Source organism: Helicobacter cetorum MIT 99-5656 (genome assembly GCF_000259275.1).
GTDB lineage: Bacteria > Campylobacterota > Campylobacteria > Campylobacterales > Helicobacteraceae > Helicobacter > Helicobacter cetorum.
The window spans coordinates 1,500,496-1,527,471 of the sequence record NC_017735.1 but is presented as its reverse complement, the minus strand read 5'-3'; the positions used below and the strand labels follow the sequence as shown (position 1 = coordinate 1,527,471).

General features: G+C 36.7%; 27 protein-coding genes, 1 tRNA gene and 2 pseudogenes. 24 read left to right on the top strand and 6 right to left on the bottom strand.

The window, feature by feature from the left end:
* Positions 1–29 precede the first annotated feature (29 nt).
* From HCD_RS07210 to HCD_RS07155, 12 genes are all read left to right on the top strand, one after another.
* Positions 30–1,676 (top strand): ABC transporter substrate-binding protein, encoded by a 1,647-nt coding sequence (locus HCD_RS07210; protein WP_014659911.1) that lies wholly within the window; start codon positions 30–32, stop codon positions 1,674–1,676.
* A 9-nt stretch (positions 1,677–1,685) separates the two neighbouring features.
* Complete coding sequence (locus HCD_RS07205; RefSeq protein ID WP_014659910.1) at positions 1,686–2,690, top strand: ABC transporter permease; 1,005 nt, start codon at positions 1,686–1,688, stop codon at positions 2,688–2,690.
* Complete coding sequence (locus HCD_RS07200) at positions 2,690–3,544, top strand: ABC transporter permease (RefSeq protein ID WP_014659909.1); 855 nt, start codon at positions 2,690–2,692, stop codon at positions 3,542–3,544. The genes HCD_RS07205 and HCD_RS07200 overlap by 1 nt, the downstream gene beginning before the upstream one ends.
* Positions 3,545–3,553: 9 nt before the next feature.
* Positions 3,554–4,417 (top strand): ABC transporter ATP-binding protein, encoded by an 864-nt coding sequence (locus tag HCD_RS07195; RefSeq protein ID WP_014659908.1) that lies wholly within the window; start codon positions 3,554–3,556, stop codon positions 4,415–4,417.
* Positions 4,414–5,220 (top strand): ABC transporter ATP-binding protein, encoded by an 807-nt coding sequence (locus HCD_RS07190; protein WP_014659907.1) that lies wholly within the window; start codon positions 4,414–4,416, stop codon positions 5,218–5,220. Before HCD_RS07195 ends, HCD_RS07190 begins: the two co-directional genes overlap by 4 nt.
* Before the next feature lie 19 nt (positions 5,221–5,239).
* Positions 5,240–6,322 (top strand): GTPase ObgE, encoded by a 1,083-nt coding sequence (gene obgE / locus HCD_RS07185; protein ID WP_014659906.1) that lies wholly within the window; start codon positions 5,240–5,242, stop codon positions 6,320–6,322.
* A 131-nt stretch (positions 6,323–6,453) separates the two neighbouring features.
* Positions 6,454–7,008 (top strand): hypothetical protein, encoded by a 555-nt coding sequence (locus HCD_RS07180; RefSeq protein WP_014659905.1) that lies wholly within the window; start codon positions 6,454–6,456, stop codon positions 7,006–7,008.
* Positions 7,009–7,017: 9 nt separating this feature from the next.
* Entirely contained in the window at positions 7,018–8,310 is a 1,293-nt protein-coding gene (hemL, locus tag HCD_RS07175) for a glutamate-1-semialdehyde 2,1-aminomutase (RefSeq protein WP_014659904.1), read from the top strand.
* Positions 8,311–8,316: 6 nt separating this feature from the next.
* Positions 8,317–8,580 (top strand): AtpZ/AtpI family protein, encoded by a 264-nt coding sequence (locus tag HCD_RS07170; RefSeq protein WP_014659903.1) that lies wholly within the window; start codon positions 8,317–8,319, stop codon positions 8,578–8,580.
* A gap of 17 nt (positions 8,581–8,597) precedes the next feature.
* On the top strand, positions 8,598–8,999 hold the full coding sequence (locus tag HCD_RS07165; protein WP_014659902.1) for a hypothetical protein: 402 nt from the start codon (positions 8,598–8,600) through the stop codon (positions 8,997–8,999).
* Between the two features lie 5 nt (positions 9,000–9,004).
* On the top strand, positions 9,005–10,756 hold the full coding sequence (selB, locus tag HCD_RS07160; protein WP_014659901.1) for a selenocysteine-specific translation elongation factor: 1,752 nt from the start codon (positions 9,005–9,007) through the stop codon (positions 10,754–10,756).
* 176 nt (positions 10,757–10,932) lie between these two features.
* Positions 10,933–11,145 carry a 2-hydroxymuconate tautomerase family protein gene (locus HCD_RS07155; RefSeq protein WP_014659900.1) on the top strand — a complete coding sequence of 71 codons (213 nt, stop codon included), beginning with the start codon at positions 10,933–10,935 and terminating at the stop codon, positions 11,143–11,145.
* A 472-nt stretch (positions 11,146–11,617) separates the two neighbouring features.
* Here the strand turns inward: HCD_RS07155 and HCD_RS09365 are convergent, their stop codons facing one another.
* Complete coding sequence (locus HCD_RS09365) at positions 11,618–11,785, bottom strand: hypothetical protein (RefSeq protein WP_050854968.1); 168 nt, start codon at positions 11,783–11,785, stop codon at positions 11,618–11,620.
* Between the two features lie 232 nt (positions 11,786–12,017).
* Positions 12,018–14,057, bottom strand: coding sequence for a Hop family adhesin SabA/HopD (gene sabA, locus HCD_RS09750; protein ID WP_158308571.1), 2,040 nt, complete (start codon positions 14,055–14,057; stop codon positions 12,018–12,020).
* A 297-nt stretch (positions 14,058–14,354) separates the two neighbouring features.
* Between sabA and HCD_RS07140 the strand changes: the two genes are divergently transcribed.
* Positions 14,355–15,494 (top strand): SulP family inorganic anion transporter, encoded by a 1,140-nt coding sequence (locus HCD_RS07140; protein ID WP_014659898.1) that lies wholly within the window; start codon positions 14,355–14,357, stop codon positions 15,492–15,494.
* Positions 15,495–15,695: 201 nt separating this feature from the next.
* Here HCD_RS07140 and HCD_RS07135 read toward each other — a convergent pair.
* Together HCD_RS07135 and kdsB are read right to left on the bottom strand one after the other, a co-directional pair.
* Positions 15,696–15,770: transfer RNA gene (locus HCD_RS07135), tRNA-Asn, on the bottom strand.
* Between the two features lie 107 nt (positions 15,771–15,877).
* The gene (kdsB, locus tag HCD_RS07130; protein WP_014659897.1) at positions 15,878–16,597 is read right to left on the bottom strand and encodes a 3-deoxy-manno-octulosonate cytidylyltransferase; all 720 of its coding nucleotides are present in this window, start codon (positions 16,595–16,597) and stop codon (positions 15,878–15,880) included.
* Positions 16,598–16,701: 104 nt separating this feature from the next.
* Between kdsB and dsbK the strand changes: the two genes are divergently transcribed.
* Genes dsbK through HCD_RS07110 form a run of 4 tightly spaced genes read left to right on the top strand, consistent with a single transcriptional unit; the run spans position 16,702 to position 19,835 of the window.
* Positions 16,702–17,496: a protein disulfide-isomerase DsbK gene (gene dsbK, locus HCD_RS07125; protein ID WP_014659896.1), complete on the top strand. Its 795-nt coding sequence runs from the start codon at positions 16,702–16,704 to the stop codon at positions 17,494–17,496.
* A complete protein-coding gene (locus HCD_RS07120) occupies positions 17,493–18,131 on the top strand; it encodes a UPF0323 family lipoprotein (RefSeq protein WP_014659895.1) in 639 nt (212 codons plus the stop codon). Before dsbK ends, HCD_RS07120 begins: the two co-directional genes overlap by 4 nt.
* 13 nt (positions 18,132–18,144) lie before the next feature.
* Entirely contained in the window at positions 18,145–19,317 is a 1,173-nt protein-coding gene (locus HCD_RS07115) for a glutathionylspermidine synthase family protein (RefSeq protein WP_014659894.1), read from the top strand.
* The gene (locus tag HCD_RS07110) at positions 19,314–19,835 is read left to right on the top strand and encodes a PepSY-associated TM helix domain-containing protein (RefSeq protein ID WP_014659893.1); all 522 of its coding nucleotides are present in this window, start codon (positions 19,314–19,316) and stop codon (positions 19,833–19,835) included. Before HCD_RS07115 ends, HCD_RS07110 begins: the two co-directional genes overlap by 4 nt.
* Positions 19,836–20,042: 207 nt before the next feature.
* Here HCD_RS07110 and HCD_RS09360 read toward each other — a convergent pair whose 3' ends face one another.
* Both HCD_RS09360 and HCD_RS09795 read right to left on the bottom strand, forming a co-directional pair.
* A complete protein-coding gene (locus HCD_RS09360; protein WP_158308561.1) occupies positions 20,043–20,213 on the bottom strand; it encodes a hypothetical protein in 171 nt (56 codons plus the stop codon).
* Positions 20,214–20,398: 185 nt separating this feature from the next.
* Positions 20,399–20,521 (bottom strand): annotated as a pseudogene (locus HCD_RS09795) (helicase); the annotation flags it as partial.
* A gap of 297 nt (positions 20,522–20,818) precedes the next feature.
* Between HCD_RS09795 and HCD_RS07100 the strand changes: the two are divergent.
* From HCD_RS07100 to HCD_RS07070, 7 genes and pseudogenes are all read left to right on the top strand, one after another.
* Positions 20,819–21,034 carry a hypothetical protein gene (locus tag HCD_RS07100; RefSeq protein WP_014659891.1) on the top strand — a complete coding sequence of 72 codons (216 nt, stop codon included), beginning with the start codon at positions 20,819–20,821 and terminating at the stop codon, positions 21,032–21,034.
* Between the two features lie 167 nt (positions 21,035–21,201).
* A complete protein-coding gene (gene lysA, locus HCD_RS07095) occupies positions 21,202–22,419 on the top strand; it encodes a diaminopimelate decarboxylase (protein ID WP_014659890.1) in 1,218 nt (405 codons plus the stop codon).
* Positions 22,416–22,703, top strand: coding sequence for a chorismate mutase (locus tag HCD_RS07090; protein WP_014659889.1), 288 nt, complete (start codon positions 22,416–22,418; stop codon positions 22,701–22,703). The genes lysA and HCD_RS07090 overlap by 4 nt, the downstream gene beginning before the upstream one ends.
* Positions 22,704–22,716: 13 nt before the next feature.
* Positions 22,717–23,589 carry a DUF2156 domain-containing protein gene (locus HCD_RS07085; RefSeq protein WP_014659888.1) on the top strand — a complete coding sequence of 291 codons (873 nt, stop codon included), beginning with the start codon at positions 22,717–22,719 and terminating at the stop codon, positions 23,587–23,589.
* Positions 23,590–25,275: a bifunctional chorismate-binding protein/class IV aminotransferase gene (locus HCD_RS07080; protein WP_014659887.1), complete on the top strand. Its 1,686-nt coding sequence runs from the start codon at positions 23,590–23,592 to the stop codon at positions 25,273–25,275.
* Positions 25,276–25,305: 30 nt separating this feature from the next.
* Positions 25,306–26,416 (top strand): annotated as a pseudogene (locus HCD_RS07075) (DNA topoisomerase).
* 54 nt (positions 26,417–26,470) lie between these two features.
* Positions 26,471–26,938, top strand: a complete 468-nt coding sequence (locus HCD_RS07070; protein ID WP_014659886.1) for a hypothetical protein — start codon at positions 26,471–26,473, stop codon at positions 26,936–26,938.
* The last annotated feature ends 38 nt before the right edge of the window (positions 26,939–26,976 follow it).

The window sequence follows — 26,976 nt, the reverse complement described above, 5'->3', positions numbered from 1 at the left end:
TTTGTAGAATTTGTTGTGGAGGCTAGTTTATGAATTGTATGGTTATGAGGGGTTTGTTTTTCTTTCTTTTATTATGGGGAGTCTTTTTGAGTGCTACAGAAACTCCAAGCACTCACCCTAATTTATCCAAACCATCTGTAGTTGAGAATGAGGGTCGTTATGGGGGCGTCTTGGTTTTTGCAAGAGGTTCAGATGGTTCTAGCATGGACCCTGCTTTGGTTACTGATGGCGAGAGTTATGTCGCAACTGGCAATATTTATGACACGCTTGTGCAATTCAAATACGGCACAGCAGAAATTGAGCCAGGTTTAGCCACCAGTTGGGATATTTCTAAAGATGGTCTTGTGTATACCTTTCATTTACGCAAGGGAGTGTATTTCCACCAAACTAAGTATTGGGATAAAAAGGTAGAATTTAGTGCTAAAGATGTTTTATTTTCTTTTGAGCGTCAAATGGAGCGCACAAAGCGCTATTACAGCCCAGGTTCTAAAAGCTACAAGTATTGGGAAGGCATGGGAATGTCTCATATCATTAAGAGTGTGGAGGCTTTAGATGACTATACTATCCGCATCACGCTCAATGAACCAGAAGCCCCTTTCTTGGCTAATTTGGGTATGGATTTTTTGAGCATTCTTAGCAAGGATTATGCAGATTACTTAGCTCAAATCAATAAAAAAGATGATTTGGCTAAAAAGCCTATTGGGACAGGGCCTTTTAAGTTTTTTTTATGGAACAAAGATGAAAAAATTATCTTAGTGAAAAATCAGGATTATTGGGGTCCTAAGGCCTATTTGGATAAGGTGGTTATTCGCACCATTCCAAATGCTTCTACTCGTGCTTTGGCGCTACGAACAGGCGAGATTATGCTGATGACTGGGCCTAATCTCAATGAAGTGGCGCAATTAGAAAAAGTTCCAAATATTGTGGTGGATAAAAGTCCTGGGTTGCTTGCAAATTGGCTTTCATTAAACACACAAAAAAAGTATTTTAATAATCGTTTGGTGCGTTTGGCTATAAATCATGCAATTAATGTAGATGATTACAATAAGGTGATTTATGAAGGGTATGCCCAAAAGATGCTCAACCCTTTTCCGCCTACCATATGGGGTTATAATGAGAGCATTAAGCCTTATGAATATGATTTGAAAAAGGCTAAGGAATTGCTTAAAGAAGCTGGGTATCCTAATGGCTTTAAAACCACTATTTTTACCACTTCTACTCGCAATCCAAAGGGTGCGGTGTTTATCCAAGCAAGCCTAGCTAAAATCGGTATTGATGTGAAAATTGAAGTGTATGAATGGGGAGCTTATTTAAAAAGAACAGGCATGGGTGAGCATGAAATGGCGTTTTCAGGCTGGATGGCAGATATTGCTGACCCTGATAATTTTTTGTATGTTTTATGGAGCAAGCAGGCGGCCTTGGCTACGCCCACTCAAAACCATTCTTTTTATAAGAGCGATGCGTATTCTAATCTTCTTTTAAAGGCAAAACGCATTTCTAACCAGCAAGAACGAGAAGCTCTCTATAAAAAGGCTCAAGAGATTATCCATAAAGATATTCCTTATGTTCCTTTAGCCTATCCTTATTCCGTGGTGCCACATTTATCTAAGGTAAAAGGCTATAAGACTATGGGCGTGAATGTGAATCGGTTTTTTAAGGTGTATTTAGAAAAGTAAAGGGGTGGTATGCTAAGTTTTATAATTAAACGCATTTTGTGGGCGATTCCCACGCTATTTGGGGTAAGCATTATTGTATTTATGATGGTGCATTTAGTGCCAGGAGACCCTGCATTAGTGATTCTAGGTGAGAAGGCTAATCAAGCGGCCATTGATGCATTGAGAGAACAATTTGGTTTGAATAAGCCATTGATTGAGCAGTATTTTTTGTTTGTTAAGAATGTGTTGCATGGTAATTTTGGCACTTCTATTATGACAGGCGAGCCTGTGATACAGGAATTTTTACAGCGTTTTCCCGCTACGGTTGAATTAGCCCTTATTGCCCTATTTATGGCTCTTATTTTGGGGGTAAGCACAGGGGTTTTAGCAGCGGTTAAACGCTATAGTGCTTTTGATTATGCAAGCATGACTTTTGCTTTAGCGGGTATTTCTATGCCGGTGTTTTGGTTGGGACTTATGCTGATTTATTTCTTTAGCGTGCAACTAGGTTGGTTGCCTGTATTTGGTCGTTTGAGCGATGTGTATTTCTTAGATGGTCCTACAGGGCTTTATCTCATAGATAGCTTGATTGCAAGAGATTATGCAGCATTTGTGGATGCGATTAAGCATTTAATTCTTCCTAGCATTGTCTTAGCAACGGTTTCTACAGCTGTGATTGCGAGAATGACTCGTGCGAGCATGATAGAAACTTCCAGAGAAGATTATGTGCGAACCGCTAAGGCTAAGGGTTGTAGCCCCTTTAGGGTGATTTTTATCCACACTTTGCGTAATGCATTAATGCCTGTAACCACCATAGCAGGCCTTATGTTAGCAGGACTATTAGGCGGGAGCATGATAACAGAAACAGTCTTTTCATGGCCTGGAATTGGTAAATGGATAGTTAATGCTCTTAATCAGCGTGATTTTCCTATCATTCAGTCTATGTCTTTAATCATTGCGATGATGTATATCGGAGCTAATTTATTGGTGGATATTTTATACGCCTTTATCAATCCTAGAATAAGGTTGTCATAATGGAAGCTTTTAAAGAATTTATTCAACAATTCAAGAAAAACAAAGCAGCGGTGGTTGGGGCATGGATTGTGCTTTTTTTGATTATTTGTGCAGTTTTTGCCCCCCTTTTAAGCCCTCATGACCCTTATGTGCAAAACGCTCAAGAGCGTCTTTTAAAACCCATTTGGGATGGGGGGAGCGTTAAGTATCTTTTAGGCACTGATGATTTGGGGCGTGATGTTTTGAGCCGCTTGGTTTATGGAGCTAGAATTTCCTTGACCATAGGAATTGTTTCTATGGGTATTGCGGTGTTTTTTGGGGTTATACTAGGGCTTTTGGCAGGGTATTTTGGGGGGAAAACGGATGCGATTATTATGCGGATTATGGATATTATGTTTGCTTTGCCTTCCATTTTGCTGATTGTGATTGTGGTGGCTGTTTTAGGGCCATCACTCACTAATGCTATGCTAGCTATTGGATTTGTAGGGATTCCTGGATTTGCAAGATTAGTGCGTAGCTCAGTGTTAAGTGAAAAAGAGAAAGAATATGTGGTTGCTTCTAAGATTAATGGCTCATCGCATTTTCGTTTGATGTGTAAGGTGATTTTTCCTAATTGCACCGTGCCTTTGATTGTGCAAACGACTATGGGTTTTGCATCCACGGTTTTAGAAGCGGCAGCTCTTAGCTTCTTAGGGCTTGGGGCACAGCCCCCTAAACCTGAATGGGGAGCCATGCTTATGAACTCCATGCAATATATTGCTACAGACCCTTGGATGCTTGTTTTTCCTGGTGTGATGATTTTTTTAACGGTGATGAGTTTTAATTTGGTGGGCGATGGCATTATGGATGCTCTAGACCCTAAACGCACAGCTTAGGGGGTTATGATGTTATTAGAAGTGAAAGATTTAAAAACTTATTTTTTTACTGATAAGGGTGTGAATAAGGCGGTTGATGGCGTGAGTTTTAGCTTGAAGAAATCTCAAACGCTCTGTATTGTAGGAGAGAGTGGGAGCGGGAAGAGCATTACTTCGCTTTCTATTTTAGGATTGATTGAAAAGCCAGGCAAGGTTGTAGGGGGGAGCATTAATTTTTTGGGACAGGATTTATTGCAACTCAAAGAAAAACAGATGCAAAAAGAAATCAGGGGCAAAAAAATTGGCATGATTTTTCAAGAGCCTATGACAAGTCTCAACCCTGCGTATACGGTGGGGTTTCAAATTGATGAAGTTTTAAGAATCCATCACCCTAAACTTAATAAAAAAGAACGCCTAGAAAGGGTAATTTATGAATTAGAGCGGGTGGGAATGCCCCATGCAAGGGACAAATACCATGAATACCCTTTCAATCTCAGTGGAGGGCAACGCCAAAGGGCGATGATTGCTATGGCTATGGTGTGTGAGCCTGAAATTCTCATTGCTGATGAGCCTACTACCGCATTAGATGTAACTATACAAGCACAAATTTTGGAGCTTATGAAAGAATTGCAAGAGAAAAAGGGGACTTCTATTTTATTCATTACCCATGATTTGGGCGTAGTGGCTCAAATCGCTGATGAAGTGGTGGTCATGTATAGGGGGCATGTGGTGGAGCAAGCGAGTGCAAAAGAGCTTTTTGCTGAGCCAAGACACCCCTACACAAAGGCTCTTTTAAGTGCGATTCCTAAACCGGGAAAAGAATACCGCAAGCAACGCTTAGAAACCGTAGATGAAACCATAGATTATTTAAGCTTTAAAAAGGAGTTGCGATGAAACTCTTAGAAATCAAAGAATTAAAGAAGTCCTATGCGATAGATAGGGGACTATTCAAACCAAAAAGGGTGATTAACGCGCTTAATGGGATTAGTTTTGAGGTGGAGCAAAATGAAGTTCTAAGCATTGTGGGTGAGAGTGGCTGTGGGAAAAGCACTACGGCTAAAATTTTAGCGGGGATTGAGAGGCAAAATAGTGGGGCGATTTATTTCAATGGTAAGCGCCATTTGCATTTTAGCAAGCAAGATTGGTTTGATTATCGCAAAAAGGTGCAAATGATTTTTCAAGACCCTTATTCTAGCTTAAACCCACGATGGAAAGTCGGCGAGATTATTGCTGAACCCTTGCTCTTAAATTCTAAGCTCTCAAAAGCTGAAATTAGAGAAAAAGTGCTAGAGATTATGCAAAAAGTGGGCTTGAAGCTAGAATGGATTAACCGCTATGCGCATCAATTTTCAGGCGGTCAAAGGCAAAGGATTGGCATTGCTAGGGCGTTGATTATGCATCCTAGCGTGGTTATTTGTGATGAGCCAGTATCTGCGCTTGATGTGTCTATTCAAGCGCAAGTTTTGAATTTGCTGTTAGATTTACAAAAAGAAATGGGGCTAACTTATATATTCATTAGCCATGATTTAGGGGTAGTAGAACATATCAGTGATAGAATTATTGTGATGAATCAGGGTCAAATTGTAGAATCTGGCGGCGTAGATGATGTGATAGGCTCTCCAAAGCACCCCTACACAAAGAAATTGCTCAATGCTGTGCCGCATTTGGAAAAATCTATGCAGAGATTTGCTGAATAAAAGGAGAACTTTTTAGCCTGTGTTTGTAGATAGCGTAGAAATTATTATAGCTTCTGGCAAAGGGGGAGCTGGAATGGTAAGCTTTAGAAGGGAAAAATTTGTCATTAAAGGCGGGCCTGATGGGGGCGATGGGGGCGATGGGGGCGATGTGTATTTTGAAGTGGATAATAACACCGATACTCTAGCAAGTTTTAGAGGCACCAAGCACCACAAGGCTAAAAATGGAGCTATGGGAGGCACACGAAATTGTGCGGGTAAAAAGGGCGAAGATAAAGTCATTGTCGTGCCACCGGGAACGCAAGTTTTTGTAGATGATGAATTATGGCTTGATTTAGTAACGCCCAAGCTTAGGGTATTAGCTTTAAAAGGGGGTAAGGGGGGGTTAGGAAATGCGCATTTTAAAAGTGCTACTAAGCAACACCCCACTTATGCACAAAAAGGCTTACCGGGGATTGAAAAATGCGTGCGCCTAGAATTAAAACTCATTGCTGATATAGGCTTAGTAGGCTTTCCTAATGCGGGTAAATCTACGCTTATATCCACGCTCTCTAACGCAAAACCTAAAATCGCTAATTATGAATTTACAACTTTAGTGCCTAATTTAGGGGTAGTGAGCGTAGATGAAAAAAGCGAATTTTTAATGGCTGATATTCCTGGCATTATTGAAGGGGCTAGTGAGGGAAAAGGTTTAGGCATTAGTTTTTTAAAGCATATTGAACGCACCAAAGTTTTAGCTTTTGTATTGGATACTTCTAGGCTGGATTTGGATATTAAAGAGCAATACAAACGCTTAAGGTTAGAGCTAGAAAAATTTTCACCCACTCTAAGCAATAAGCCCTTTGGTGTACTATTGAATAAATGCGATATTTTAGAAGATATTGATGCCACTATGAAAGATTTTTGTAAATTTTTAAACCTAAAAGCTGAAAAATTAAAAGCGTTTGATTTAGAGTCTTATTTAGGGTTTTTGCACCCTAATTTGATAAGTGATTTTGAGAAGGAGTCAAATGGAGAATCAGCATTATTTGTATTACCCCTTTCAGCAGTCAGTGCTTTAAATTCGCATGCACTTAAATTTGTGCTTTTAAAAACATTACAATAAATACAAGATGTGTCTTTAAGGTGTGTTTAGAATGCAAATTATTATTGGAATGAATGGTTTCAGTTGTAAGCATGCTTGTTTACACTAAAATAATAAGCGTTATTGACAAGACTACATTAAAAGGATAATGAATGAAAAAAATGGTTTTTGTATCGGTTTTGTTGGCAGGGTTTTTACAAGCTGTGAATTTAGACTTATCTTCAGCTAAGACGACATGGACAGCCTTTAAAACTAAGGCTAAAACGCCAGTGAGTGGGAGCTTTGATAATATTACTTATAAATTAGGCAAATCTCAAAATAGTTTAAAAACCCTTTTAGAAGGGGCAAATGCGAGCATGGATGGCTTGAAAGTTAATCTAGGCGATGACACTAAAAACAAGAATGTCAAAGAAGCCTTTTTTGCTCTTTTTAAAAACGCTAATATTAAAGTAACTTTTAGAAATGTTATAGAGGGCGAAAAGTTAGGCTCGCTCACTGCCTATGTGAAAATGAATGACAAACTAGTGAAAGTTCCTATGCAATACACTATCGCAGATAATAAGCTTGTGATTAAAGGGGTCTTGGATTTATTGAGTTTTAGTTTGAAAAATGAATTAGCGAGTTTGGCTAAAAAATGCGAAAGTTTTCATGAAGGTTTGACTTGGTCGCAAGTTGAGATTCAATTTGAAAGTTTAATTAAGGAATAAATGAGAATTATGGAGTTGTTGCATAGTATTAATGATTTTAATGAGGCTAAGCAAGTAATTGCTGGAGGGGTAAATTCACCGGTAAGGGCGTTTAAGAGTGTTAATGGCACTCCGCCCTTTATCTTAAAAGGTAAGGGGGCGTATCTTTATGATGTGGATAATAATCATTATATAGATTTTGTGCAAAGTTGGGGGCCCTTGATTTTTGGGCATGCAAACGAAGAGATTGAAGAAAGTATCATCAACGCTTTAAAAAAAGGCACTTCTTTTGGAGCTCCTACAGAGTTAGAAACCACTTTAGCTAAGGAAATCATTACCAGTTATGATGGCTTAGATAAGGTGCGTTTAGTCAATAGTGGCACAGAGGCGACTATGAGTGCGATACGCCTTGCTAGAGCCTTTAACCAAAAAGATGATTTGATTAAGTTTGAAGGGTGCTATCATGGGCATAGCGATTCATTATTAGTTAAAGCAGGCAGTGGGTGTGCGACTTTTAGCACGCCATCATCTTTGGGCGTGCCAAGTGATTTTAGCAAACACACTTTAGTGGCTCGTTATAATGATTTGAACTCTGTAGAAGAATGCTTTAAAAAAGGTAGCGTAGGTTGTGTCATTATTGAGCCTATTGCTGGGAATATGGGATTAGTGCCTGCTAAAAAAGAGTTTTTGCTTGGCTTAAAAGCCTTGTGTGAAAAATATCAAGCGGTGTTGATTTTTGATGAAGTGATGAGTGGGTTTAGGGCTAGCTTGAGTAGTTCGCAAGAATTTTATAATATTGTGCCTGATTTAGTAACCTTTGGTAAGGTAATAGGTGCAGGGCTTCCTTTAGCATGTTTTGGGGGGCGTGCTGAGATTATGGACTTGCTCTCGCCTGTTGGGGGCGTGTATCAAGCTGGCACTTTAAGTGGTAACCCACTAGCGGTGAGTGCGGGACTAAGTGCGCTCTATAAACTTAAAAGAGATAAAACTCTTTATGCTCGCTTAAACGCTCTAGCGATTCGTTTGACTCAAGGCTTAAAAGAGAGCGCTCAAAATTACAATATCGCTTTACAAACGCTTAATAGGGGGAGCATGTTTGGCTTTTTCTTTAACGAAAGCGAAGTATGCAATTTTGATGATGCTTTAAAAAGTGATACGCAGATGTTTGCAAAATTTCATCAAAAAATGCTTAGAAAAGGCGTGTATTTAGCATGCTCAAGCTTTGAAACCGGCTTTATTTGTGAGCCTATGACTGAAAGCATGATTGATGAAGTGATTTTAAAAGCTAGTGAGAGTTTTGATGAGATTATCAAGGGCGTGTGAATTTTTGTGAAAAAGCCAAAATATTACAAGCTTATAGAAGGGGCGAATTATTTAAGCCTTGGATTGTCTATGGTTGTGGCAATTCTTATAGGCGTGGCGATTGGTTATGGGCTTAAAAAACTTACGGGTATTTCATGGCTTTTTTGGCTTGGGGTTGTTTGGGGTGTGTTAGCAAGTTTTTTGAATGTCTATAAGGCTTATAAGAACATGCAAAAAGACTATGAAGAATTAGCTAAAGACCCTAAATACACGCATAAAACAAACATATGACAGATACAAAAAAGCCTATGTGTCAAATCAAATGCTTGTTGGTTTTGTTGGTTATCAATATTATCGGTGCTTTAGTGGTCTATTGCTTCGCATTATTTCAAGGGGTTTTGAATTTTGAAGGGGGTTTTTTAGGGTTTTTTATCGTGGCGTTGTCTTCGTATTATGGCGTTAAAAGGCAACTAAGAGAAAAAAATTTAGAAAATCCACAAGCAAAAGAAAATAACCCTACAAAGTTTCAAAAATTCGCCCTAGGTTTGGAAATGTCTTTTAATTTGTGGCGTTTAGGGGGGTATATCGTTTTATTAGGTATTTTAGGCTTATTTTTATATTTTCATCTGTTTAATGGGCTGATGTTTCTTGTGGGCGTGTTTGTGGGTTTATTTTCTAGTGCGTTACTAAGATTTTTGAAAAATAGGTAGGCTTTTTGGAATACTTACTTGTAGGGGTTTTAGGGCATATTGACCATGGAAAAAGCTCGCTAATAAGAGCGATGAATGGTTTTTGGGGGGATAGTTCTAAAGAAGAAATGAGACGCTCTATTACGATTGAGCCTAGCTTTTCGCACTTAGAGTTAGAAAACAGAATGATTGCTTTTGTGGATACGCCAGGGCATGAGAGCTTGATTTCTAAAACGATTAATGCGAGCTTGAGTTTGGATTTGAGTTTGTTAGTTGTGGATATTAATGAAGGGATTATGCCTCAAACTAACGAGCATTTGTTGATTTTAAACGCTTTAAACATTCCTTTTTTATTAGTGTTAAATAAATGCGATTTGTGTAAAGATTTAGAGAGTAAAAAAGCTCAAATTCTAAAAAATCTTCCTCAAAGTGTGGGGGTTGTAGAAACAAGCATTTATAATAGTCAAAGCATAGAGAATTTGAAACAAGCCCTTTTGAATTATAAAATAACGCCCAAAAGTAAAAATGGAAATAAAGACGGCTTTTTTAGAATGTATGTAGATAATGTGTTGCATAAGCATGGCTATGGCACGATTATTTTAGGCACTATTTATCAAGGCGCAATTTATAAGGGCGATAAGATTTTCATTAATGATTTGAAAAAAGAAAGTGTAGTGAGAGCCTTACAGGTGCATAAAGTTGAAGCAACAAACGCAAAAGCCCATAGTAGAGTGGCGCTCAATCTTAAAAATATTGAGACTAAAGAGCTTAAAAATGGCATGTGTTTAAGCCCTAAGGCTAAAATGCGTGGGTTTGATAAAATAGATATTTTTACTCGCACCCCTTTAAAACACTTGCAATGCGTGAATATTCAAATTAGCGCTAAAAAATCTCTTGCCAGAGTGCTAGATTTAGGCGAGAATTTTTATACTTTAGAATTAGAAGAGCCCTTTTTTGTGTGTTTTAAGGATTTGGGGGTAGTTAGTGTGGCTAATAGGGTAGTGGGGGGCTTAGAAGTCTTAAACCCGATTACTGACCCCTTAAACAAGGCGTTAAAATTAGAGCTTTTAAAAGCCCTTAAACTTGATGATTTTAAGAAAGCCTTTGAATTGCTAGCCCTAGGGCATTTAAAAGGCTTTGGGCTAGGGTGTGTGGAGCAACGCTTTAATCTCAAATTAGATAAAGCTTTAGAAATTGCCAAAAAAACGAATTTGCTTTTAGATGAAGAAAATATAACCTTGTATTCTTTGAAAGCCTTAGAAAGACGCATTAAATTCTATCGCTCTAAACTCTCCACTAACACTCTTTTTGGAGCGAGTGATTTTTTAAGCCTTCAAGCTTTAGAAACTTTAAGAGAACTAGGCGCATTAGACAAAAAAGATGGTTTGTATCTCAAAAAGGGCTTAAAGATAGATAGCATTAAAAATAAGCTCAGCCAAAGCATGCTTGAATTTTTAGAAAATCCCACGCCCCTAGCCCCCTATAATCTCTATGAGACTTTAGACTTGGATAAAGTAACGGGTGATAATTTATTAAAAAGCTTGACTAAGGCTAAAAAAGTGGTGCGCTTGAATAAGAATGTGTTTGTGGGAGCCATAACGCTTAGCAAAATTTTAGCTCAAATGCGTTCTATCATTCTTAAAGATGGTTTTATAGATGTGAGTAATTTTAAAAAGCATTTAGAAATCTCTCGTAAATATTTAATCAACTACTTAGAATACTTGGATAGTTTTAAGGATATTAAGCGTGAAAAGGACAGGCGGTATTTAGGAGTATAATCTGTTTGAATTTTGATAGGAAAAAGAACTACAAAGCTTAAAACCAAACAAACACTAAGAATATCAAAAACTAGAAAACACCCATTTTTTAATTTGTTTTTGTGTTGTATAAAGTCTATATAATATGTTTGTTGTGTATAATGCGAGCGAGATAGAATTAAAGTTAAGGAGTGTTTATGCCATTTGTTAATGTCCGTATCACAAAAGAGCAGGGTTGCCCTACCACTGAACAGAAGAAAGAACTTATTGTAGGAATTACAGAGCTTTTATCAAAAGTGCTTAATAAAAACAAAGCTTCTATGGTTGTTATTATTGATGAAATAGACACTGATAACTATGGGTTAGGCGCAAAGAGCATTACTGAAATAAGAAAGCAAACCAAGAGCTAAAAACCTAGCGATAAAAATTAAGCTATAGCAAATTAATCAAGGCGGTTTATAAGTAACAAATTTCAAAACTTCAAGCCAAAAAAATCCGCTCTAGCGAAAGTTTTCTCTGAAAAAGGTTTTGTTTTGTGGGGTGGGGGGCGATAAGATAGACTTTTATTGTTGCTTGTAAGAAAAACAAAGACTGAAAAAGTCTGTGGATACGACTTTAGGGGGGGGCATAAAATTAATTGTAAGCGTCTTGTTGGTGTAAAATTCTGGCGGCTAAATAAAACACGATGTTTTTTAATATTTCTTTCAATCTGTGTTCTAAAAGGCTCAAAGAAATATCGGAGAGATTTTTAAGGGCTTTTTCTCTATGATGATTTTCATGCTTTTCTGGTAGCCATATATTCTTCTTAATCTATACAATCATCATTCCTATACTTCTCTATGATTTCATAATCTTTGTCGCTTGGATAAACAGGCTCAATGCCTAACTTGATGCTTTACGCCCCATAGCGGATTTATGGGGCAAATCAACTAAAATGGAGTTTGTCATGGAAATAAAACATGATAAAAACTCTTGGTTAGTATTATACATTAAATTCTCTTTTAAGGGGTTTAATGTAATCTTTTCAATAGAAAAGTAATGACTAGCCAAAGTTCCTTTAAGCTTTTTAAAGCTTAGGGGTTTCCTTTAAAAGTGGGTTTGCTTAAAACTTATGGGGCGTTTAACGCTTTTTAATTTTTACAAAATCTTTCAATGAAAAACTGAGAAAATTTTAGGTTTTTAAAAAACCCTTTAAAACGCTGAAGCAATCTAAAAAATCAATTGAAACGCTAATGATTTAAAACGCTATCAAAAACAACAAGAGCCGTAGCTCTTAATTGTTTTAATACGCAAACACATAGTTTAGGTAGAAACTAAAGGTTCTTCTAAAAGAGAGTTTAGCGCCCATAAAGGAATAGTAGCTGGTGTTAACGGTAGGGATTTTGATACCAAAATCTATTCCATGCTGGATAGCATGCTTGCCCTTGCTCGCTTCAGCGAAATTCACTCTCAAGCCGAAGTTAAAGAGAAACTGGAAGTTTGAAGAACTCACGCTCGCTTTATAAGGGCCATCAGAGGCATTGAATAAAGGGGTGTTTAAAAACACAGCCTTATCGCTATTAATCCAAGAAGTGCCTGCTAAAGCAATGCCTGCATAACCGCCAAAAGAGAATTTGCCGCTTTTTCCAAAGATAGTCATTTGCCTGTCATTGATGAAGTTATACAGAAAATCGCTCGCCGCTCCATAGGTTAAGACATTAGAAGCAGAGCTAAAGAAATTAGATGAAATATAGGTATGGTTGTAATCAAAGAAGCCATAATACCTAGCGCCCCATCTTTTTTCAGGGCCAAAGAATTGCTTATAGCCCGCTTGGATGCCAATACCATTCATCACGCCATTATTAGATTGGGATTTGAGGATGCCTACATTTCTGAAGGGGTTGTTTGCCATAGCCGCTAACGCATCCCTTAATTCGGCATGCTGGCTTTGGTTGATGTTGTAGTTGTATTTTTCAGATTCTGGGGCATTTTTATTCACATTAGCTGTGATAATCTCGCTTAAATTGAGTTTGTTATACGAAGTGGCAGAAAGCTCCTTGCTTAGTTGGGATGCATCAGCGAAAGTCTTTTCAATATTAGTCTTATTTTGCTCTAAGAAATACACATCATTAGCCACGCCCAGAGCCGTTTGGACTTGATCGCCATAATAAGTGATGTTTCTTTGGATAGCATCAATATAAGGGGTTAGAGTAACGGAGTTATTATTTTGATCTTTACCACCAATGATGTTTTGTTTGACGGAATCATTACCTTGACTTTGACTTTGCGAACCAGTTGTTGCACCTTGTGTGCCACCAAGATTCGCCACTTCTTGTTGGTAGGCATGCTCCATATAATAGAGCTGGTTTTTGGGGATGGAGCTAAAGAGTTGAAAGATTTTTTGTGAGTTAGCCAGGATGGTGGCTTGATTGGTAGCGACATTATAAAACTTATTCACAAAATCTTGGTTTCTATTAGAACCAGTAGCTTGAGATTGTAAGTTTTGTGTTTCTGTGTGGTCAGTTTGAGAGAGGCTTATCATTTGTTGTAGAAGGGGCAGCATCGCATTGACATTTTTAAACATCTCGTAGTTAGTGAGCATGTCTGCTTCCGGTTTGACTTGGTGTTGGCTTTGGTCAGTTTGATTCTTGATTTTCACTTGATCCCATTTGATCCACGGAGAGCTTTTTTGCAATTCACTCATAAGATCTTGTGCAGCTTTTAGGGCTTCAGTTATGGTGTTTGTGGTTTTTTGTTGTTCTGCAGATTTGCCTTGACTAGATGTTTCTGTAGTAGTTAAAGCAGCTTGTTGCACTTGATGGGTAGCACCATTATTACTACACCCACTCAAAGGGCAGAGTTTAAGGATAGCAGATTGGAGTTTTTCTGCTTCTTGTGTCATTTTTTTAAAAGTGGTTTCTGACACCCTTCCTCCCACTTCGTTGCAGGTGCTTTGGTGATTACTACCATCAGTAGCACAATTTTTATCCACCCAAAATTTTGTGCCATCATCACCGATAAGCTTCCAGAACGCTAGCACGGATGTAAGCAAGGCTTGTGTGGCGTTGAATATGGGGGAATCATTTTTTAAATTGTAGTTATTGTTTGCAAAGGACTTGACATTTGTTACTGCGCTAGTGATGAGCTGGGTATTATTAGCGTTTGCAATGGATTGCTTTAATTTAAGCACGCTGGCTAAATCCTGGTTTAATTGCTGGTATCTGTCGTTCAAATTTTTAATCGCCCCAGTGTTTTTAGCAATCTGAGTTGAGCCGCCTAATTGATACCCTACGCTTACAAAATACCCATCATCTTCTGCATAAAGACTGCTTAATGCGAGCATTGAGGACAAGCCTAAAGAGGCAATGATTTTGTGTTTTTTCAATTTTCTTCCTTTTTTGTAAAAATTCTTTGTGAAAGCAAACATACTCTTAATCTTAAACCTAGTTTTTGAGACATGGAATATTGTTAGGAATATGGATTTTTCAAAATGTGTATAACTATAACATAAATATCGTTTTTTTTTTTTGTAGAGAGAAGTTTGAAAAATGATTGGGGCGCTTAAGGTATTTTGGTAAAAATTGTAATGATTTAGAGTGTTATAGTAGAATGCGAAAGATTTATAATTAAGGTAAAAAGCATGAAAACATTTCAAAAAATTCAGAGGGATTTATTGTCTGGTTTTGTGGTGGGGCTTTCTATGATACCAGAGACGGCAGGCTTTGCACTTATGGTAGGGCTAGATGTAAGCGTAGCCTTTTATACAACCTTCTATATGGCGTGTGTTTTAGCGCTCTTTGGCGCAAGAAGGGCGATGATAAGTGCTGCGGCTGGTTCAGTGGCGCTGATTTTAGTGGGTGTGTGCAAAAAATACGGGCTTGAGTATGTGGGCGTGGTTACCATAATGGCAGGTGTTGTGCAAATCTTTTTAGGCTATTTTAAGATAGGGAATCTTTTGAGATACATTCCGCAATCGGTGATGTATGGGTTTGTGAATGCGTTAGGAATTTTGCTTTTAAAAGAACAATTGAAGTTTTTTGAAAACGCTCCTTATGCAATGTATTTTTTGCTCGCTATGGGAATATTGATTATTTATCTGTTTCCTCTAATCACTAAAAAAATTCCATCTAATTTAATTTGCATCATCTCTGTTACGGCTATCGCCTTGATTTTTGATGTGCATGTGCCTGATTTAGGAAGCATTGAAAAAGGGGCAAGCGGCTTTAATTTTATCATTCTGCCCCAAAACATGGATTTTAAAATCATTATAGGATTGTTGCCTTATGCACTTTCTTTAGCGTTAGTAGGCACGATAGAAAGCTTATTGAGCGCTAAGACTTTAGATGATATTTTACAAGATTATGTGAGCGATAAAAATCAAGAAGCTAAAGCGCAGGGCTTAGGGAATATCACTTCAGGACTTTTGGGGGGAATGACTGGGTGCGCTTTAGTAGGCCAGTCTATCATCAATGCAAAGTCTGGGGCAAGCACTAGGCTATCTACCTTTTTTGCGGGCTTTTCTTTGATAGTGCTAGTTTTGGTGTTTAATGATTATGTGAGTCAAATTCCTATTGTTGCGGTGGTTGCGGTGATGATTATGATTTCTTTTACAACTTTTAATTTTCAATCTGTCATCAACATTAAAAAAATTAAGCCTTATGACACGCTAAACATGTGCTTGGTTGTGGCGGTTGTTTTATTAACTAATAATTTGGCTATAGGGGTTGTTGTGGGGGTGTTGGCTAATATGCTATGGATTAAGTCAAAAGGGATTGTCTGAATTGGCGGTGGTGTTTGAAAGGCGTATTTAAGCAAAAGGCTATAGGCTTTTTTGCATTAAGCATAAATCAAATCGTTCTTTATGCAAGCTCAAGCTGGCGATGGGTGTCGTTCAATGGGTGTTAATTTGATTTTGTAGGATTTGATAACTCTTGGAATGGCTTTGAATTTTTACGGGGTGTGCTTTATATTTATAGAAGTATGGCTCCAGATGTAGGATTCGAACCTACGACCAAGCGGTTAACAGCCGCCTACTCTACCGCTGAGCTAATCTGGAATAAAATCGCTCAAACAAAAAAGAAATCAAATTATAGTGCGTTTTTCTCACAAAGTCAAGAAAAACTGCATTTTTAGATGCTAAATTTTAAAAAGTCTCACGCATCTTTATTTTAATGCATGAAACTTCTCAAGGGCTTTTTTTAAATCTTCTTTGGTGTCAATGCCGATACTATCGCTTTTGATTACTTCAACTTGAATGCTTTTTTGATAATATAAAGCCCTTAATTGCTCTAATTTTTCTATTTCTTCTAACGCACAGGGCTTGAGAGAGCATAATTCTTCTAAGACTTCTTTACTAGAAAACCCATAAATACCGATATGCCCTAAAAGGGGTGTTTGGCGTTTAGTGTTGTCGCGCATATAGGGGATTATAGAGCGTGAAAAATACAGGGCGTTATGTTGGTTATCCAAGATGACTTTTACTAAATTAGGGTTACTCGCTTCTGTTTCATCAATCACTTTTGCACAAGTTGCCATAAAAGGAGCGTTTTGAGTGGTTTTTAGCAAAGCTAAAATAACTTCTTTTTCTAAAAAGGGTTCATCGCCCTGTAGGTTTAAAATCGGAGTGTCTTTTTTAAGCTTTAAGATTTGAGCTGCTTCAAAACAGCGTTCAGTGCCGCTATTATGGTGCTTAGAAGTAAGCACCGCTTTAATGTGAAATTGGTTACACACTTCTACAATGCTCTCATCATCGCAAGCGACTATACAATCATCTACTAAGCTCGCATTTTTAGCGCACCTAACTATCATGGGTAATCCAAAAATATCTGCTAACACCTTATTTTCAAAACGACTAGACTTTAATCTGGCAGGAATGATAATCATCTTTGAACCTTTAAAATATGGGCTTTTTATGGTATTATACTCGCATTTTTAAGGCTTATTTCTTTTAAAATTTAAGGATTTAAGCATGATTTAGGAGTTTTAGAATGATATTAAGAGCGAGTGTATTGAGCGCGTTACTTCTTGTAGGTTTAGGAGCTGCTCCTAAAAATCCAGCCTATAAGTCAATGCAAGATAATTTGGTGAAAGTGATTGAAAAGCAAACGAGCAAGAAAGTGAGCGTTTTAGAAATTAAGCCTTTGAAATCCAGCCAAGATTTAAAAATTGTTGTGGTAGAAGACCCAGACACTAAGTATCACATTCCGCTTGTAGTGAGTAAGGATGGTAATTTAATCATAGGGCTTAGCAATATCTTTTTTAGCAATAAGAGCGAAGATGTGCAATTGGTTACAGAAATCAATCAAGAAATCCAAACCCTTAACACCACTCAGCAAAATAGCTCTAAGCTAAACGCCTTGTTTGAAGCGATTCCTAGCGATTATGTTATAGAATTGCCTTCTAGCAACGCTAAAAATAGGGATAAAATCCTTTATATCGTTTCAGACCCTATGTGTCCGCATTGTCAAAAAGAGCTTACTAAGATTAAAGAGCATTTGAAAGAAAGTAGCGTGAGAATGGTTATTGTAGGGTGGCTTGGAGTTAATTCAGCTAAAAAGGCGGCTATCATTCAAGAAGAAATCGCCCAAGCTAGAGCTAAGGGAGCGAGCGTAGAAGATAAAATTGCTATCATTGAAAAGATTTATTCCACACAATATGATATTAACGCTCAAAAAGAACCAGAAGGGTTACGCACCAAAGTAGAAAACACCACTAAAAAGATTTTTGAAAGCGGTGTGATTAAATATGTGCCTTTCTTATACAAGTATAAGGCCGCTAAATGAAAAAGCCCTACAGAAAGATTTCTGACTATGCGATTATAGGGGGCTTGAGCGCGCTAGTTATGGTAAGTATTGTGGGGTGTAAGGGTAATGCAGATGAGAAGCAAGAACAAAGCCGTTTAGCTCAAAGCGTTCAAAAAGGGGCGTTTGTTATTTTAGAAGAGCAAAGCGATAAGTCTTACAAGGTCGTTGAAGAATATCCAAGCTCCAAAACCCATATTGTGGTGCGTGATTTACAGGGTAATGAGCGGGTGTTAAGCGATGAAGAAATCCAAAAGCTCATCAAAGAAGAAGAGGCTAAGATTGATAATGGTACTAGCAAACTCACCCAACCAGCAAGTGGGGGTGAGAGTTCAGGCTTTGGCTTGGGAAGTGCGATTTTAGGAAGTGCTGCAGGGGCGATTTTAGGAAGTTATATCGGTAACAAGCTTTTTAATAACCCTAATTACCAGCAAAACGCTCAGCGCAACTACAAATCCCCACAAGCTTACCAACGCTCTCAAAATTCTTTTTCTAAAAGCACGCCTAGTAGTTCAGGCGTTAGTGGTGCGAGCAAGGGAAAAAGCGGTTTTTTTGGCTCTAGCAGACCGACTACATCGCCTTCTGTAAGCTCTGGCTCAAGGGGCTTTAACTCATAATTAAGGACAAGTTATGCAAGTGATTGCTTTAAACCCTTTAGATAATGAAACCTTAGAAGAAATCGGTCTAGAGTGGCATACTGATAGTGATAGCTCAGCTTATATCGCTGATGAAATGGTGGTTGTTTCTCAAAAAGAAGCCGATGCCTATTATGAAGCTTGCAATGAGCTTTATGACATGTTTGTAGAAACCGCTGAAGATGTCATAGAAAACGAGCGGTTTTTTGAGCTAGATATTCCTAACGCACTCATTCCTATGATTAAACAAAGTTTTGAAGAAGAAGTGCATTGGCATATTTATGGGCGTTTTGATTTAGCAGGGGGGTTGGACGGGAAGCAAATTAAATTATTGGAGTTTAACGCCGACACTCCGACCATGCTCTATGAGACAGCCGTGATTCAATGGGCGTTACTCAAAGCAAATGGTTATGATGAAAACGCGCAATTTAACAATCTCTATGAAGCCATTGGCGAGAATTTTAAACGCATGGTTACTTTGGGCGATGATGTGAGCCGTTTTGATGAGATGTATGAAGGGTGGAAAATCCTTTTTTCAAGTGTCAAGGGCAATATTGAAGAAGAGCGCACCATGCGGTTTTTACAAGACATCGCTCAAAGCGTGGGGTTTGAAACCGATTTTTCTTACATTGATGAAGTGGAGTTTAATATAGAAGAAGGCGTGTTTAAAAATGGCATGAATTATGAATTTTTATTCAAGCTCTTGCCTTGGGAAAATATCGCTATTGATGAGCCAGAATTAGCCCTTTTAATGCAAGGCATGATGGAAAATAAAAACACGATTTTTTTAAACCCAGCCTACACAATCCTTTTTCAATCTAAGCGTTTTTTAAAGCTTTTATGGGACAGATACCCAAACCACCCCTTATTATTAGAAACAAGCTATGAACCTTTAAAAAATAAAAAGCAAATTAAAAAGGTGGCTTTTGGTAGAGAAGGTGCAAATAGTGAAATCTTTGATTCTTCTATGCAATCACTCTTCAAAACAGACGGCGTTTATGCAAACCATAAGCCTATCTATCAAGAGTTTTATGAGTTAAATTCGCATAATGGTTTGTATTACCAGCCTAATGTGTTTTTTGCCTATGAATCTTGTGCGTTAGGGTTTAGAAAAGGGGGCTTGGTGTTAGATAATTTTTCTAAATTTGTGAGCCACATGCTAAAATGATGCGTTCATTCCACACCTATGCGACTTCGTTTTTCTTCCCCTTAGTGTTGCTGTTTGCTCTCACAGGGCTTTTAATGCTCTTTGGAGTGCGGCAAAATACTCACGCTCATATTCAAGAATGGATTTTAGACAAAGAGCTTAAAAGTAAAGAACGCTTGGAGTTTTTGCTTGATTTTTTGAAAGAAAACCAACTAGCTTTGCCCAGAAGAATAGAGCCTAGAGACTATAGGGGGGCGTTAGTCATTGGCACTCCTTTATATGAAGTCAGCCTTGAAACTAAGAATAATCAAGCTAAAATCAAAACCATTAAAAGGGGTTTTTTAGGGGCGTTAGTCATGTTGCACAAGGCTAAAGTGGGAATCGTGTTTAAGGTGCTTTTAGGGATTTTTTGTGTGTTTTTGCTGTTGTTTTATTTGAGCGCTTTTTTAATGGTGGCTCTTAAAAATGCTAAGAGAATGTTTTTGAGCGTTTTAATTGGAAGCGTGGTGTTTCTAGTAGCAATTTATCTGTCGTTGTAATAAAATTAAAAGGCGTTTTTACATTGATTATAGGGCTTGTTATAGGCAATTTAGCTTGTTTTCAAAGTCTCTTGCTTCTAAATACTCAATTTTTAAATCTTTAGTTTTAGTTAAAACAAGAACTTTTTCTTTTTGTAGGCATTGTCAATATGAATTGTGTATTGCTATACTGATACAATTCATTGTATTGATTAAGCTTATCGCTTCCTAGTTCATCAAAGATTTTGCCTTTTTATTGCGAATAACTTGATTTGTTAAAGCGCTTCTTAAATCATCTATATTAAAACGCCCATCACTAATAGGCTCTTTATTGGTTGTATAGCGTTCTTTAAAGTTATCAATTTGATTTCTATACTCCTCATTAGTTTGATAAAGCAAAAAAGCAGTTTGAAGTTCTGTAGTAGCTTTTTGCCTTGCATCTATTGCATAAGGGGCATTAGGGGGTGTGTAATGCTTATTTGTTTCTTGGATTTCTAGCTTTCTTTTTATACTGCTTGTTCTTGTGCGTTTAATTTATCATAGCGTTTATACATAAAGTCTTGTAAGGTTATTTGAGTGTTGGTAGTGTTAGTATTGTCTTGTTTGTAGGGGTTAGTGTTGATGGCATCGCCATCATCTAAAATACTGAATAAATTAGGTTGCTCTCTTAATCCTTTTAACTTCTTTTTGCTAGGAATGTAAGCCATTACCATATCCTTAATATTTAAAATAGTCTTTAAAAATTGTAGGATTTTTTGAAATTTAAACAAGCCCCATAATCTATCTTCTGTAAGCTCGTAAATTAGGGGGCTGTAGCGTTTGATTTATGGGTCTTGTTTAAAAAAGTTAATTAGGTTAAGCTTTATAAAGTAAATCTAGTGAAAGGATTAAGGTTATGAAAAAATTCAAGCTACTATCAATGAATTAAATCATGTCAATAGCGTGCTAAACCAAGTTAAAACAGGTACGCAGTCTTTAAAAGCACGAGAAATTTTGCGGATAGTTTGTCTTATAATCTAACTAGCCAAACTGATAGCATGATGGGGACTTTAAGTGGGAGAGCGTATGCCTTAGAGATTTGCAAACAAAATAAGAACCAACAATTAACCTTACAGATTAGAGAGCAAGAAATCCAAGTTATTATTGAGCAAGACTTTAGCTTGGATTTGATAGCTTATCTTGTCTTTAATGTCTGGTTTTTCAAAATTTTCTTACGATAAAAAACTCGTTTGAATGTTGTTGTAAATCTTTCTTTAAAACTTCGCTTTTTTAATCTCTTGTTTTCATCTTTTAATTTAAGATACTGCCTTTAATCCATAGGCATACCAAAGAATTAGCAAGATTAGTGCTATAATGCTTCATCTAACTTTCATGTCTAGGTTTTTACATGTTAAATTATGAAGAACTATCTCTTGCTTATAAAACCCCTTTTTATCTCTATAATTTTGACCAAATTAAAGAAGCATTTTTAAGATACAAAGAAGCGTTTAGGGGGCGTAAATCTTTAATTTGCTACGCTTTAAAGGCTAATTCTAATTTAAGCATTCTTTCGTTGTTAGCGAGCTTGGAGAGTGGGGCAGATTGTGTTTCAATAGGCGAGATAAAAAGGGCTTTAGAAGCTGGTATTAAGCCTTATAGAATCGTGTTTAGTGGGGTAGGCAAAAGCGAGTTTGAAATAGAACAAGCCCTAAAACTCAATATTTTATTTTTGAATGTAGAGAGTTTTATGGAATTAAAAACGATTGAAAAAATCGCTCAAACTCTAGGGATTAAGGCTAGAATTTCTATTAGGATTAATCCTAATATTGACGCTAAAACGCACCCCTATATCTCTACCGGTTTGAAAGAAAATAAGTTTGGTGTAGAAGAAAAAGAAGCCTTAGAGATGTTTGTTTTTGCTAAAAAAAGCGCATTTTTAGAGCCTATTAGTGTGCATTTTCATATCGGTTCACAGCTCCTAGATTTAGCCCCCATTTTAGAAGCCAGCCAAAAGGTGGCTAAAATTGCTAAGTCCTTAATCGCTTTAGGTATCAATTTACGCTTTTTTGATGTGGGGGGTGGTGTTGGTGTGAGTTATGAAAATGAAGAAACGATTAAACTCTATGATTACGCACAAGGAATTTTAGATTCGCTTAAAGGTTTAGATTTAACCATAATCTGTGAGCCAGGCCGTTCTATCGTGGCTGAGAGTGGGGAATTAGTCACGCAAGTTTTATATGAGAAAATGGCTCAAAGCAAGCGTTTTGTGGTTGTTGATGCTGGGATGAATGATTTTTTACGCCCCAGTTTGTATCATGCTAAACATTCTATAAGAGTAGTAACGCCTTCTAAAGAGTGTGAAACTTCACTCTGTGATGTGGTGGGGCCTGTGTGTGAAAGTAGCGACACTTTTTTAAAAGGCATAAATTTGCCACCATTAAAGCAAGGCGATAAATTAGTCATAGAAAAGGTGGGGGCGTATGGCTCTAGCATGGCTAGTAATTATAATTCACGCCCCAAACTTTTGGAATTAGCCCTAGAAAACAAAGAAATCAGAGTGATTAGAAAAAAAGAGAGTTTAGAGGATTTATGGCGGCTAGAAAAGGAATGTTTAAAAGGAATATGAGTTTGAAGCAAAATGCATTAGAAAATTTGAGAGCTGAAATTGACGCCCTAGATGATGAGCTTAGCACACTCTTAGACAAACGCTTAGAAATCGCTTCAAAAATCGCCTTAATCAAACAAGAAAGCCCTATTTATCGCCCTAAAAGAGAGCAAGAGATTTTAAAGCGATTGCTTCAAAGAGATTTTAAATATTTGAATGAAGAAGCTCTTACAAGTATTTATACAGAGATTTTTAAGGTTTCTAAAAGTTTTCAAGAAAGCGTTTTGAAGGCATTAAAAAAATAAAAGAGAGAAAAACATGTTTTTTGAAATCACTTTAGAGCATAAAGATTTGTTTTCAAGGTTTTTAAACGCTCAAAGGATTGTTGTATCTGATGTGAGTTTTGTTAATTGCTTTTTATGGCAACATGCACGACTCATTAAAGTAGCTGTGATTAAGGATTGTTTAGTGATTCAAACCACTTATGAAAATCAAAAGCCCTTTTATTTCTATCCTATCGGTAAGAATGTTAATGAATGTATTAAAGAGCTTTTAAAATTAGAAAAAAATTTGGAATTTCACTCTCTTAGTTTAGAGCAAATGGAAAGTTTAAAAGAAAACTTTGTGGGGGTGTTTGAATTTGTTTATAATAGAGATAGGAGCGATTATGTTTACTCTATTGAAGAATTAATCGCACTTAAAGGGAAAAAATATCATAAGAAAAAAAACCACTTAAACCAGTTTTTAAAAAATTACCCTGATTTTATTTATGAAAAAATTTCTTCTAAAAATAAAAAAGAAGTTTTAGAAATCTCCAAAGAGTGGTTTTTAAAAAGTGCGACTAATGACTTAGGGCTAATCAACGAAAATAAGGGGATTAAAAGTGTCTTAGAAAATTATGAAAGCTTGGATTTAAAGGGGGGGCTTGTTAGGGTTAATAAAGAAATGGTGGCATTTAGCTTTGGAGAAATTTTGAATGAAACTACCGCACTCATTCATATTGAAAAGGCTCGTTTGGATATTGTGGGAGCGTATCAAATTATCAATCAACAACTACTATTAAACGAATTTAGCCATTTAACTTACGCTAATAGGGAAGAAGACTTAGGATTAGAAGGTTTGAGAAGGGCTAAAATGAGCTATAATCCGGTGTTTTTTACAGACAAATACGAGGCCATTATTAAAAACTAAATGATTTTTGGGGATTTTAAATATCAAAGATGTGTTAAAAAACTTGTTGCCACTAATTCTAACGAGCTTAAAAACGCCTTAGATTTTATCTCTCAGAATAGGGGAAAGGGGTATTTTGTAGGGTATCTTACTTATGAAGCACGCCTTGCTTTTTTAGATGAAACTTTTAAAAGCCAAACCCCTTTTTTATATTTTGAACAATTTTTAGAAAGAAAAAAATACGCTTTAAAGCCTCTAAAAGAACACACTTTTTATCCTAATATTCATAGCTCTTTGGATAAAGAAAGCTATTTTAAACAATTTAAAAGCATTAAAGAGCATTTAAAAAACGGCGATACCTATCAAGTGAATCTCACTATGGATTTAATTTTAAACACTCAAGCCAAGTTAGAAAAAATTTTTGAAGAAGTTACACACAACCAAAACACGCCTTTTAAGGCTTTTATAGAAAATGAGTTTAGTAGTATTTTAAGCTTTTCGCCAGAATTGTTTTTTGAATTAGAATTTTTAGATAATGCGATTAAAATCATCACAAAACCCATGAAAGGCACAATAGCTCGTTCAAACAATCCCTTAATAGATGAGAAAAATAAATTATTTTTACAAAATGATAGCAAGAATAGAAGCGAAAATGTGATGATTGTGGATTTGTTGCGTAATGATTTGAGTCAAATTGCTCTAAAAAATAGCGTAAAAGTCAATCAATTGTTTGAAATCATAGCCTTACCTAGTGTGTATCAAATGGTGAGTGAAATTCAAGCCCAAATGCCCCTAAAAACAAGCTTATTTGAGATTTTTAAGGCGTTGTTTCCTTGTGGCTCTGTTACAGGGTGTCCTAAGATAAAAACCATGCAAATCATTGAAAACTTAGAAAGGCGTTCTAGGGGGGTTTATTGCGGAGCCATAGGACTTATTGAAGAAAAAAGAGCCGTTTTTAGCGTGCCAATCCGCACTTTAGAAAAAAGAGCGTGTGAAAACTTTTTGCATTTAGGGGTAGGGAGTGGGGTTACTTATGAAAGTAAGAACGAAGATGAGTATGAAGAGAGTTTTTTAAAATCCTTTTTTGTCATGCCTAAAATTGAATTTGAGCTTGTAGAAACCATGCGAATTATAAAGGTAGCTCAAAAATTAGAGATTAGAAATAAAAACGCCCATAAAGAACGCCTTATGAGTAGTGCTAAATATTTTAATTTCAAATACGATGAAAACCTTTTAGACTTTGAGCTAGAAGAAGAAGGGGTTTTAAGGGTTTTATTGCAAAAAAATGGCACACTCATTAAAGAATATAAAACCTTAGAACCCTTAAAAAGCCTAGAAGTGCGTTTGAATCAAACCCCTATAAATAAACACAATGATTTTTTATACCATAAGACGACTTACGCCCCTTTTTATCAAAAGACTAGAGAACTCATTAAAAAAGGCGTTATTTTTGATGAAATCTTTTATAACCAAGATTTTGAACTTACTGAAGGGGCTAGAAGTAATCTTGTTTTAGAAATCAATAATGAGTTACTAACCCCTTATTTTAGTGCGGGCGCATTAAGGGGAACAAGTGTTGTGGAGCTGTTAAAAAAAGGTCTTGTTAAACATGCCCCTTTGAATTTACAAGATTTACAAAGAGCGACAAGAATTTATTGTGTGAATGCATTGCATGGCTTAGTAGAAGTGCGATGGATTATAATTTAAAACGACTAAAACCTTTTATGAAAGGTTTATATCGCCACTGACCCTGATAGAGAAGGTTATGCTATAGGCTATATGTTCTATCAAAAAATCAAAAATATAGCTAGTTCTGTTTATAGGGCGGAGTTTTTTGAAATTACGCCAAGTGGGATTAACAAGGGCTTACAAAATGCTCTTTTATTTGAAAATACCAATAAGCAAATGTATCAAAGTGCTTTAGCAAGGCGTGTGGCTGATATGCTCTTAGGTTTTACGCTTTCCCCTTATTTAGGTAAGGCTTTAGGACAAATGAAAGGTAGTAGTGCTGGAAGAGTGCAAACCCCTTGTTTAAAACTCATTGTAGATAGAGACAGAGAAATTGAAAACTTTAAGTCCTTACCTGAAAATGAGAAAGTAAGCTATCAAATCCAAGCCAAGATTAACGATAATGCTAATAGAGAAGTAACCATCAAGCATTGTGATGAAAAGGGCGAAGAGATTAAATTCAATGATAAAGAAGAGGCTTTAAAACTCTTTGAGAGTTTAAAAGATAATAAAGCTTGTCTTTTAAAGGATTTAAAAAACTCTGTTGTAGAAACTAAACCTAAAAAACCCTTTATCACTTCTACACTTTTAGAAAAAGCTAGTTCTGAGCTTGGTTTAAGTATTAGCGAAGTGCAATCTTTAGCTCAAAATCTCTTTGAGGCTGGACTAATCACTTACATTAGAACAGATGCTGAAAGTTTGAGCGTAGAGTTTTTAAATGAGGCAGAGAGCTTTTATGCGCCTATTTATAAAAAAAATTGAAAAGCTAGAAAGAAAAGATGATGAGACAATCAAACCTAGTAGTGAGGGGCAAATCAAATACATAGAAAGCATTCTGCAGGATTTGCAATTAGAACTAAGCGAAGAGTTTAAAAGCTACAAAGAAGATAATAGAGTGGCTAAGGCGTTTTTAGATAAATACATTAAAGAGCATGGGTTCTTTAAGAAAAACAATAAAAAGGCTAGTAGCTTTAATAATGATGAGATTAGACCTGCGACCCCTAAACAAATTAGCTTTGCTGAGAGTTTAGCTAAAAAGCACAATGTCAAGCTCCCTAAAGATTATAAAAACAATATGAAAGTGTGTGCGGAGTTTATCGCTAAGCATAGTAAGAAGTAGTAAGTGAAATTTTGCTAAACTAGAACCTAATTAAAACTAATGAGGGAGTTTAGCATGTTATACATTCCACCTACTTCTAAAGTTGTCTATGTTAGCTCTATTGTGGCTTTAAATATCCACTCCCCACAAGGCACAGGGGATTGGCATAGCTCAAGGGCTTTAATGGACAATGCTATTGATTTGTGCTACTACATTTATGGTAAGAATCAAGAAAGAAACACCAATCATCTACTAGGTGATTTAGGTATTATAGATGGCACAGCAAGGCTCAATAAAATGGGTTATTACCCTAAAAACTCCCCCACTTATATTGCAGAGCATCCAAGAGCTTGTGTGGATTATCTCTATATGGCAGTATTAAAGACAGGTTCACTAGGTAGGGTTACGCTAGATGAATGGTTTCCTAGTATTGAAGACAAAGAGAGTGTCTATGCTCTTATAGAAGTAATGAAACCCAAATTAAACAAGCAAGAAAGAGAGAATTTGGATAAATGGATAGCAAGAAACCCCATTACCGAGTGATTTTAAGCGAACAAGAAATTGATAGAATTTAACGATTA

What these genes read in the sequence shown, in the direction of transcription:
- HCD_RS07210 (WP_014659911.1), top strand. Translation starts at nt 30, where the DNA reads ATGAATTGTATGGTTATGAGGGGTTTGTTTTTCTTTCTTTTATTATGG.
- HCD_RS07205 (WP_014659910.1), top strand. Translation starts at nt 1,686, where the DNA reads ATGCTAAGTTTTATAATTAAACGCATTTTGTGGGCGATTCCCACGCTA.
- HCD_RS07200 (WP_014659909.1), top strand. Translation starts at nt 2,690, where the DNA reads ATGGAAGCTTTTAAAGAATTTATTCAACAATTCAAGAAAAACAAAGCA.
- HCD_RS07195 (WP_014659908.1), top strand. Translation starts at nt 3,554, where the DNA reads ATGTTATTAGAAGTGAAAGATTTAAAAACTTATTTTTTTACTGATAAG.
- HCD_RS07190 (WP_014659907.1), top strand. Translation starts at nt 4,414, where the DNA reads ATGAAACTCTTAGAAATCAAAGAATTAAAGAAGTCCTATGCGATAGAT.
- HCD_RS07180 (WP_014659905.1), top strand. Translation starts at nt 6,454, where the DNA reads ATGAAAAAAATGGTTTTTGTATCGGTTTTGTTGGCAGGGTTTTTACAA.
- hemL (WP_014659904.1), top strand. Translation starts at nt 7,018, where the DNA reads ATGGAGTTGTTGCATAGTATTAATGATTTTAATGAGGCTAAGCAAGTA.
- HCD_RS07165 (WP_014659902.1), top strand. Translation starts at nt 8,598, where the DNA reads ATGTGTCAAATCAAATGCTTGTTGGTTTTGTTGGTTATCAATATTATC.
- HCD_RS07155 (WP_014659900.1), top strand. Translation starts at nt 10,933, where the DNA reads ATGCCATTTGTTAATGTCCGTATCACAAAAGAGCAGGGTTGCCCTACC.
- sabA (WP_158308571.1), bottom strand. Translation starts at nt 14,057, where the DNA reads ATGCTCGCATTAAGCAGTCTTTATGCAGAAGATGATGGGTATTTTGTA.
- HCD_RS07140 (WP_014659898.1), top strand. Translation starts at nt 14,355, where the DNA reads ATGAAAACATTTCAAAAAATTCAGAGGGATTTATTGTCTGGTTTTGTG.
- kdsB (WP_014659897.1), bottom strand. Translation starts at nt 16,597, where the DNA reads ATGATTATCATTCCTGCCAGATTAAAGTCTAGTCGTTTTGAAAATAAG.
- dsbK (WP_014659896.1), top strand. Translation starts at nt 16,702, where the DNA reads ATGATATTAAGAGCGAGTGTATTGAGCGCGTTACTTCTTGTAGGTTTA.
- HCD_RS07120 (WP_014659895.1), top strand. Translation starts at nt 17,493, where the DNA reads ATGAAAAAGCCCTACAGAAAGATTTCTGACTATGCGATTATAGGGGGC.
- HCD_RS07115 (WP_014659894.1), top strand. Translation starts at nt 18,145, where the DNA reads ATGCAAGTGATTGCTTTAAACCCTTTAGATAATGAAACCTTAGAAGAA.
- HCD_RS07110 (WP_014659893.1), top strand. Translation starts at nt 19,314, where the DNA reads ATGATGCGTTCATTCCACACCTATGCGACTTCGTTTTTCTTCCCCTTA.
- lysA (WP_014659890.1), top strand. Translation starts at nt 21,202, where the DNA reads ATGTTAAATTATGAAGAACTATCTCTTGCTTATAAAACCCCTTTTTAT.
- HCD_RS07090 (WP_014659889.1), top strand. Translation starts at nt 22,416, where the DNA reads ATGAGTTTGAAGCAAAATGCATTAGAAAATTTGAGAGCTGAAATTGAC.
- HCD_RS07085 (WP_014659888.1), top strand. Translation starts at nt 22,717, where the DNA reads ATGTTTTTTGAAATCACTTTAGAGCATAAAGATTTGTTTTCAAGGTTT.
- HCD_RS07080 (WP_014659887.1), top strand. Translation starts at nt 23,590, where the DNA reads ATGATTTTTGGGGATTTTAAATATCAAAGATGTGTTAAAAAACTTGTT.
- HCD_RS07070 (WP_014659886.1), top strand. Translation starts at nt 26,471, where the DNA reads ATGTTATACATTCCACCTACTTCTAAAGTTGTCTATGTTAGCTCTATT.